We start from the raw sequence: 8,820 nt of genomic DNA, 5'->3' as shown, positions 1-8,820 counted from the left end.
ATATAGCTTGGTGAGAATAGCTACGGGGGTACACCCAGATACATTCCGAACCTGGAAGTTAAGCCCGTAAACGCTGAAAGTACTTGGAGGGAAGCCTCCTGGGAGGATAGGAACTTGCCAAGCTTTTTTTTATTTTTTGTAACTGTTTAACTATAAATAATTTTTGACTTTAAAAGGAGGGCGAACAATGAATAAAGCTATTATTCTGGATAGAGATGGAACAATAAATGTAGAAAAGGATTATTTACATAAGATAGAGGATTTTGAATTTGAAGAGGGAGTAGTAGAGGGCTTAAAAATTTTGTCTAACTTGGGATATATATTTGTAGTTGTAACAAATCAATCTGGAATAGCTAGAGGATACTATACAGAAGAAGATTTAATAAAGTTAAATAATCATATTAGTGATATTTTAGAAAAAGATGGTATAAGAATAGAGAAGTTCTACTACTGTCCTCATCATCCAGAGAAAGGTGTAGGTAAGTACAAGGTAGAGTGCGAATGTAGAAAGCCTAATCCTGGAATGTTAGAAGAAGCAATAAGAGAGTTTAATATAGATAGAGAAAAGTCTTTTATGGTAGGGGACAATATCAGTGATGTAGAAGCTGGTATAAATGCAAGAGTGACACCTATTTTAGTTGAAACTGGTCATGGTGTAGAGCATCTAGAAAAGATAAAAAAATTAAATGTGAAATGCTATAGAAATCTTTTAGATTTTGCAGTTAATTTGGAAAAAAATAACTAAAAATAGAGTTTAAAAAATAAATTAAAAAAACTATAAATTTTATTGAAAAATATATAAAAGTTAATTGTATTCTCACTATATTAATGGTAAAATAAAATGTTCGTGATAAATTAAGGAAGGGTAGATTAGTTTTATAATTAATTTGGGTAAAAATTATGAAAATTCTTACAGAGATACTACAACAAAAATATAATTTATTAAATTTAAAAGAGATAGCAAATGTAGTTATGGATAGTAGAAAAGTAAAAGAGAATTCACTTTTTTTTGCTATAAACAATGGGAATAACTATATAGATGAAGTTTTAGAAAAGGGAGCTACATTGGTAATAGCTGATAACTATCTAGGAAGCGATAAAAGGGTTATTAAAGTGAAAAATACTATAGTAGCTATGCAGGAACTAGCCAGAGATTATAGAATGGCTTTAAAGCTTGTAATAATAGGTATAACAGGAAGTAATGGTAAAACAACTACTAAAGATATGGTATACTCAGTTTTATCACAAAAATATAGATGCAAAAAGACAGAAGGAAACTATAATAACCATATTGGATTGCCATTTACAATTTTACAGTTAGAAGATGGGGATGAGATAGCTGTTCTTGAAATGGGAATGAGTGGTTTTGGAGAGATAGATAAGTTATGTGAGATATCTAGCCCCGATTATGGAATTATAACAAATATTGGAGATTCTCACTTAGAGTTCTTAAAAACAAGAGAGAATGTTTTTAAAGCTAAGGGCGAGATGATAAAATATATTTCGGAAGAAAACTTAATAGTTTATGGAGATGATTTTTATTTAAGAAATTTGGCAGGGGTAACTGTTGGATTTGGGGATAATTGTAAAGAGCAGATAAGAGATTTCCAAGATATGGAAAGTGGTTTAGAATTTATGCTAGATGGAGAAAATTATCATGTAGGTTTAAATGGTAAGCATAATTGTTTAAATGCTGCTATGTCTGTTGTCATAGGTAAAAAATTAAAAATAGATTCCTCGTTAATTCAAAAAGGTTTTCAAAATCTTGAATTGACACCTATGAGATTTCAAAAAATTGAGAAAGATAGTATCATCTATATAAATGATGCCTATAATGCTAGCCCTATCTCTATGAATTACTCTTTAGAGACATTTGATAAGTTGTATAACGAAAGAGAGAAGATAGTTGTTTTAGGGGATATGTTAGAGCTAGGAGAGAACGAGATAGAGTATCATAAGCAAGTACTGGAGAAAGCTTTAAGTATAAGAGTAGATAAGATATATATTTATGGAGAAAGAATGAAGGAGGCTCAATCACTTTTAGAGAATAGTGATAAAATAGAGCATTTCCAAGATAAGAAAAGAATATCAGAGAAGATAAAAAAGAGTCCTTTAGAGAGAAAAGCTGTACTTTTGAAGGGATCTAGAGGAATGAAAATGGAAGAGATTATAGAGGGATAGGAGATAAGATGTTTTATTTAATTGGTGAGTATATAGAAAGTTTACAATTTTTAAAATCTATCTATTTAAGAAGCTTTATGGCATTTATGTTAGCTTTTGTAATAGTATTAATAGCTGGAAAACCTTTTATTAATTATTTAAAGGTGAAAAAGTTTGGTGAAAAGATAAGGGAAGAGGGACCAGCTTCTCATATGTCTAAGAAAGGAACTCCAACAATGGGAGGAGTTTTAATGATTTTAACAATATTAGCTACAAGTTTAATGATTACAGATATTACAAATCCCATAATAATTCTTTTATTGATAACAATGATGGGATTTGCTGGAATAGGATTTATTGATGATTATAAGAAATTTACTGTAAATAAAAAGGGATTATCAGGGAAGAAAAAGCTTTTAGGTCAAGGTTTGATAGCTATATTGGTATGGTTATTTGTAAGTTATTTTGGACTTACAGGAGATAGAACTATAGACCTTTCAATAATAAATCCAATATATTCAGAAAATATGTTATATATTGGTGGAGTTGGAATGTTGATATTTATCTTAATAATTCTGATGGGAACATCTAATGCAGTTAATATAACTGATGGATTAGATGGACTTGCTATAATGCCAATGGTTATCTGTTCGGCTATATTAGGAGTAGTAGCATATTTTACTGGACATACAGAGTTGAGTAGACATTTAAATCTTTTCTATATAGAGGGTTCAGGAGAGATAACAGTATTTTTATCAGCAGTCTGTGGAGCGGGATTAGGATTTTTATGGTATAACTTCTATCCAGCACAGATATTTATGGGAGATACAGGTTCTTTAACATTGGGAGGAGTTTTAGGAGTAGTAGCTATTCTACTAAAACAAGAGTTAATTCTGCCAATAATAGGTGGTATCTTTGTTATGGAAGCACTATCTGTAATAATTCAAGTGGGATCTTTCAAATTAAGAGGAAAAAGAGTATTTAAAATGGCTCCAATTCATCACCATTTTGAATTGTGTGGACTTGCTGAAACTAAAGTAACTATGAGATTCTGGATAGCAACATTGATGTTTGGAATAATAGCTTTAGGAATAATAAGAATGAGAGGAATACTTTAAAAAAATATAACCACGGTGAAAAAATAGCCGTGGTTATAAGTATATCTAGGAGACAGTAAAAAGAGAGGTAATTTTATGAGAAAAGCAATGGTTTTTGGAGCTGGGGTAAGTGGTATTGGTGCTAAAAAGCTTTTAGAATACTTAGGTTACGATGTAATCTTAGTTGATGATAAATTAGGAATAACTTCTGAAGAGGGATTAAATTTATTAGATGGAATAGAAGTATTTATAAAGAGTCCAGGTGTTCCATATAATAAATTGGTATTGGAAGCAAAAAAAAATCAAATAAAAGTTATAGATGAAATTGAATTATGCTATGAATATATGGTACAATATAATATTCATGCAAATATTATAGCTGTAACAGGGACTAATGGAAAAACAACTGTTACCACAAAGATAACAGAGCTACTTCAACACGCTGGTTTTAGAGCTGAGTATGCTGGAAATATTGGAAAAAGCTTTGCAGAACTTCTTTTAGAAAAGAAAGAGTTAGATTATGTGGTATTGGAATTAAGTTCATTCCAATTAGAAAATCTTAGAACATTTAAGCCATTTATATCTATGGTAATCAACCTTACTCCAGATCATCTATCGAGATACAGTAGTGTAGACGAGTACTATGATACAAAGTTTAATATCTGTAAAAATCAGAGTAAAGAGGAGTATTTTTTGTTGAATACTGATTGCCAAGAGGTAATGGATAGAATAGCTTTAATTCCAGGTTCAAAAATAGAGTTATCACAAAAAACAAAAAAAGATTGTTATGTAATGGTGGGAAAACTTTTTTGGAAAGATGAAGAGGTTTTGGAAACTGAGAAACTATCATTAAAGGGTAAACATAATTTAGAAAATACACTTTTCATAGTTTCAGCAGGAAAGCTATGTGGAATAGAAAATAGTAAAATAAGAGAGTTTTTATATAATACCAAAACTTTAGAACATAGAATGGAGGATTTTTTCTCCTATGGTAATATTGAGTTTATCAATGATTCTAAAGGAACAAATATAGATTCCACAGCCTTTGCAGTGGAAGCTTATAAGGATTGTATACTTATATGTGGTGGTTATGATAAAAAACTTGACTGGACACCATTAGTGGAGCTAATAAAGGAGCATACTAGCTATGTATACTTAATTGGGGATATAGCTGAGGAATTAAATAGGAGAGTATTAGAATCAGGTTATGATAAGAATAGAGTATTTCTTTTGAAAGAGTTAAAAATCTGTCTAGAGGATATCAAAAGAAGATTTTCAAAAGATGAGAAAAGAGTTGTACTATTTTCTCCAGCTACTTCTAGTTATGACCAATTTAAAAATTTTGAACATAGAGGACAGGTATTTAAAGAATTAGTGAGAGAGATTTTCGGTAGGTGAGATATTTGAAAAAAGTAATCTTAACAACAGGAGGAACTGGAGGACATATTTATCCAGCACTTTCAGTGGCGGAAGCTTTAAGAAAAAAGGGTGTAGAGGTACTTTTTGTAGGAACAAGTATAAGAATGGAGAAGGACATAGTTCCTAAAGCTGGGTTTAAATTTATAGGATTGAACATAGCTCCTCCAAGAACATTAAAGAATATATTTGGATATATTAGAGGAGTATTTCAAGGAATAGCCTTAGTTTTTAAAGAGAAGCCAGATGCTATTATAGGATTTGGAAATTATATATCAATTCCAGTATTAGTAGGTGGAGTACTATTTGGTAAAAAAATCTATCTTCAGGAGCAAAATGCTAATTTAGGTGGAACAAATAAATTATTTTATAGATTTGCTAAGAAGATATTTTTAGCCTTTGAAAAAACATATGATGATATTCCAATGAAGTATCAAGCTAAATGTTTAGTAACAGGGAATCCACTAAGAGAAGAGATATATAGTATAAAAGGGCAGAAAGAGAGAGAGAAATTAAAGGTAGAGCCTAATGAGAAAATTCTTCTGATAACAGGGGGAAGTTTAGGGGCAAAAGAGATAAATGATGCTGTTTTAAAAAATTGGGATAGAATATTGGAGGATAAGAACATAAGATTGTATTGGGCAACTGGTGAAAAAAATTATGATGAGATATCTAAAAGTATAAGAAGAGCAAAAATTCAAGACACAGTAAGACCATATTTTGAAAATATGATAAATATAATGGCAGCTGCAGATTTAGTGGTGTGTCGTGCAGGGGCTCTTACTATTTCAGAGATAATACAGTTGGGAAAACCAGCAGTTGTAATACCTTATAATTCTATAAAAGTTGGACAGTATGCAAATGGAAAGCTTTTAAAAGATGTAGGGGCAGCCTTGATGTATAAAAATTCAGAGGCAAATCTTGCTATAGAGAAGGCTTTTGAATTATTGGAAAATAAAAATGAGTTGGATATTATGAAGATAAATATTAGAAACTTAAAGCAGGAAAATGCAGCTGAAAAGATAATAGAATCTCTTGATATTTGGAGGAAATAAGTTGAAAAAGATATATTTTATAGGAATAAATGGGATAGGAATGAGTGGACTTGCAAAAATTATGAAGTGCAAGGGTTATGAAGTAGAGGGAAGTGACTTAAGCCGTTCTTATGTAACTGATGAGTTAGAGAGTATAGGAATAGCAGTTCATAATGAACACTCAGAAAAGAATTTAGAGGGTAAAAATTTTGATATGATTATAGCTTCAAGTGCTATAAAGAAAGAGAACCCAGAGTATATATGCGCTTTAGAAAATGGTATAAAAGTTGTTAAAAGAGGAGAGTTACTGGCTATGCTTTTAAATGAAGAGAGTGGAATAGCAGTAGCAGGAACTCATGGAAAAACAACAACAAGTTCAATGGCAGCATCTGTAATGTTACCATTAGATCCAACTATTGTTGTAGGAGGAATCTTACCTGAGATAGGTTCAAATGCAAAACCAGGAAAATCAAGCTTTTTTATAGCTGAAGCTGATGAGAGTGATAATTCTTTCTTATATATGAATCCAAAGTATTCAATAATAACAAATATAGAGGCTGATCATTTAGAAAATCATGGTTCACTAGAAAATATAATTAAATCTTTTTCTAAGTTTATAGATCAAACTTCTGAAGAGGTATTTATATGTTCTGACTGTGAAATCTTAAGAGGATTAGCAGCAACTAAAGAGGATAAAAAGATAACTAGATATAGTATAAAAGACAGAACAGCTGATATATTTGCTGATAATATTGTAATAGAAGCTGGAAAAACAAGTTATGATGTAATGATAAAAGGTGAGAAGGTAGGAAGATTTACTCTTTATATTCCTGGAGAGCACAATATTTTAAACTCTCTTCCAGTTATCTATTTAGCACTTGAGTTTGGACTAGAGGAGAAGGATATAGAGAGAGCCTTTGAAAAGTTTAGAGGTTCTAAAAGAAGATATGAGATATTATACAGTGGAAATGGGATAAAGGTAATTGATGACTATGCCCATCATCCTACAGAGATAAAGGCTACTTTACAAGGAGCTAGATCAATAGAAAATAGTGGAATAACTGTTATTTTTCAACCACATCGTTATAGTAGAGTCAAGTTTCTATTAGATAACTTTAAAAATGCCTTTGATCTAGCAGATGAAGTTATACTTTTACCTATATATAGTGCTGGAGAAAAGGATAATTTTGGAGTAACAATAAAGGATCTACAAAGTGTAATTGCTAATCCTAAAGTGGTTATTGAGAAAAATCCACAAAATATAGATGAGATGTTGATGAATTTTGAGGGGAATAGAGTATTTATGTTTATGGGAGCTGGAGATATATCGAAGATTGCCCATAGAGTTGCAGAAAAATTAGAAGGGAAATATAGATAATGAGAACACTTGAAAATCACAATATGAAAAATCACTCTAATATGAAAATTGGAGGAGTGGCAAAAAGATTTATAATAGTTGAGGATAAAAATGAATTAAAAGAGATATTTGAAAAGTACGATAATATATTTTTAATAGGAAATGGAACAAATACTCTAATAGATGAAGGAGATTTAGATATAACTTTCGTATCTTTAAAGGAATTAAATAAGGTTGAGGAGCTAAGTGAAGGTATTGTAAAAGTTGGAGCAGGATTGGATTTTAATAAATTAACAGCTTTTATGAATAGAAACAATTATTCTGGCTTAGAGAACTTAGCTGGAATCCCAGGAAGTGTAGGAGGGCTTGTCTATATGAATGGAGGAGCCTATGGAAGTGAGATTTTTGATTGTATAAAAGAGATAGAGATATTTGATGAAAATCATCAAATAAGAACGTTGAAAAAGGAAGATATCAAGTTTTCTTATAGAAGTACAGAGATACAGGAGAAAAAATGGGTAATCATAAGTGCAACATTTGAATTTAAAAGAGGATTTGATTTACAAAAAGTTATAGAGATTCAAGCTTTAAGAGAGAGTAAGCAACCATTAGACAAACCAAATTTAGGAAGTACATTTAAAAATCCAGCAGGAGATTTTTCAGCTAGACTGATATCAGAAGCTGGACTTAAGGGAACTAGAGTTGGTGGTGCTGAGATATCTCCAAAACACCCAAATTTTATAGTAAATCATGGAGATGCAACATTTGAAGATATCTCTAATATTTTAACTTTAGTAAAATCTAAGATAAAAGAGTTATATGACGTTCAACTTGAAGAGGAAATAATAATATTAAAAAATAATAGAGTATTATAGAGGTGGAAAATGAAAATAGCGGTATTTATGGGAGGGATATCTTCTGAAAGAGAGGTATCTTTAAGAAGTGGAACTGCCGTTTTAGAAAGTTTACAAGCTCAAGGATATGATGCTTATGGAGTAGATGTAACTGAGAAAAATCTTATAACAGCTTTCACAGAAAACGAGTATGATTTAGCTTATATAGCATTACATGGAGGATATGGAGAGAATGGAACTTTCCAAGGTTTATTAGATATGTTAGGAAAACCATATACTGGGTCTGGAGCTATGGAAAGTGCAGTAACTATGGATAAAGCTTATACTAAGGCTATAGCTGAATCTGTAGGAATAAAGACTCCCAAAACGTATAATTCTATTGAAGAGATTGAAGAGTTTCCAGTAATAGTAAAACCATCAAGAGATGGTTCAAGTGTAGGAATATATTTTTGTCATTCAAAGGAAGAGGTAAGAGAAGCTGTAAAAGCTTTTTTAGAGGGAAGAAAACCTCTTATTGAAGAGATGATACAGGGAGAGGAGTTAACAGTTGGAGTAATTAATGGTGAAGGATTAGGAGTATTGAGAATTATTCCTAAGAATAAGTTTTATGACTATGAGTCTAAATATGCAGTTGGTGGATCTATACATGAGTACCCAGCTAAGATAGATAAAAAAGCTTATGATAAGGCTATGGAAAATGCAGTAAAAATTCATAAAACTATTGGACTTAAAGGTATATCAAGAAGTGACTTTATGCTAAAAGATGGAGAGGTATATTTCTTAGAGGTAAATACATGTCCAGGTATGACAAAAACTAGCTTAGTTCCAGATTTAGGAACACTAAAGGGTTATACTTTTGATGACTTAGTTAAAATAATGGTAGATACGTTTAAAAAGTAAGG

Annotated in this window: 8 protein-coding genes and 1 rRNA gene; all 9 read left to right on the top strand. The window is 31.0% G+C overall.

The genetic code is table 11. The features are described from left to right. The first annotated feature begins 6 nt into the window (after window positions 1–6). The 9 genes from rrf to IAA47_07855 all read left to right on the top strand — a co-directional run bounded on the left by rrf (window position 7) and on the right by IAA47_07855 (window position 8,818). Window positions 7–123: ribosomal RNA gene (gene rrf, locus IAA47_07895) — 5S ribosomal RNA — on the top strand. A gap of 64 nt (window positions 124–187) precedes the next feature. Beyond that, window positions 188–745 (top strand): D-glycero-beta-D-manno-heptose 1,7-bisphosphate 7-phosphatase, encoded by a 558-nt coding sequence (gene gmhB, locus IAA47_07890; GenBank protein MBU3842882.1) that lies wholly within the window; start codon window positions 188–190, stop codon window positions 743–745. 155 nt (window positions 746–900) lie between these two features. Further along, the gene (locus IAA47_07885; GenBank protein ID MBU3842881.1) at window positions 901–2,181 is read left to right on the top strand and encodes a UDP-N-acetylmuramoyl-tripeptide--D-alanyl-D-alanine ligase; all 1,281 of its coding nucleotides are present in this window, start codon (window positions 901–903) and stop codon (window positions 2,179–2,181) included. 8 nt (window positions 2,182–2,189) lie between these two features. Next, window positions 2,190–3,278, top strand: coding sequence for a phospho-N-acetylmuramoyl-pentapeptide-transferase (gene mraY, locus IAA47_07880; GenBank protein MBU3842880.1), 1,089 nt, complete (start codon window positions 2,190–2,192; stop codon window positions 3,276–3,278). A gap of 75 nt (window positions 3,279–3,353) precedes the next feature. Next, the gene (gene murD, locus IAA47_07875) at window positions 3,354–4,655 is read left to right on the top strand and encodes a UDP-N-acetylmuramoyl-L-alanine--D-glutamate ligase (protein MBU3842879.1); all 1,302 of its coding nucleotides are present in this window, start codon (window positions 3,354–3,356) and stop codon (window positions 4,653–4,655) included. Beyond that, complete coding sequence (gene murG, locus IAA47_07870; protein MBU3842878.1) at window positions 4,652–5,728, top strand: undecaprenyldiphospho-muramoylpentapeptide beta-N-acetylglucosaminyltransferase; 1,077 nt, start codon at window positions 4,652–4,654, stop codon at window positions 5,726–5,728. The genes murD and murG overlap by 4 nt, the downstream gene beginning before the upstream one ends. A gap of 1 nt (window position 5,729) precedes the next feature. Continuing rightward, a complete protein-coding gene (murC, locus tag IAA47_07865; protein MBU3842877.1) occupies window positions 5,730–7,085 on the top strand; it encodes a UDP-N-acetylmuramate--L-alanine ligase in 1,356 nt (451 codons plus the stop codon). Then, entirely contained in the window at window positions 7,085–7,939 is an 855-nt protein-coding gene (gene murB / locus IAA47_07860) for a UDP-N-acetylmuramate dehydrogenase (GenBank protein MBU3842876.1), read from the top strand. The genes murC and murB overlap by 1 nt, the downstream gene beginning before the upstream one ends. Before the next feature lie 9 nt (window positions 7,940–7,948). Continuing rightward, entirely contained in the window at window positions 7,949–8,818 is an 870-nt protein-coding gene (locus tag IAA47_07855; protein MBU3842875.1) for a D-alanine--D-alanine ligase, read from the top strand. Window positions 8,819–8,820 lie beyond the last annotated feature (2 nt).

Origin of the sequence: Candidatus Fusobacterium pullicola (genome assembly GCA_018883725.1) — a bacterium.
GTDB classification, from domain to species: Bacteria; Fusobacteriota; Fusobacteriia; order Fusobacteriales; family Fusobacteriaceae; genus Fusobacterium_A; species Fusobacterium_A pullicola.
Note: the sequence above shows the minus strand (reverse complement) of the source record. Positions and strands in the feature narration are given on the sequence as shown.

Bases quoted from the DNA above. Each gene is read 5' to 3' on its own strand.
- IAA47_07855 (MBU3842875.1), top strand. From the start codon at position 7,949: ATGAAAATAGCGGTATTTATGGGAGGGATATCTTCTGAAAGAGAGGTA.
- murB (MBU3842876.1), top strand. From the start codon at position 7,085: ATGAGAACACTTGAAAATCACAATATGAAAAATCACTCTAATATGAAA.
- IAA47_07885 (MBU3842881.1), top strand. From the start codon at position 901: ATGAAAATTCTTACAGAGATACTACAACAAAAATATAATTTATTAAAT.
- mraY (MBU3842880.1), top strand. From the start codon at position 2,190: ATGTTTTATTTAATTGGTGAGTATATAGAAAGTTTACAATTTTTAAAA.
- gmhB (MBU3842882.1), top strand. From the start codon at position 188: ATGAATAAAGCTATTATTCTGGATAGAGATGGAACAATAAATGTAGAA.
- murD (MBU3842879.1), top strand. From the start codon at position 3,354: ATGAGAAAAGCAATGGTTTTTGGAGCTGGGGTAAGTGGTATTGGTGCT.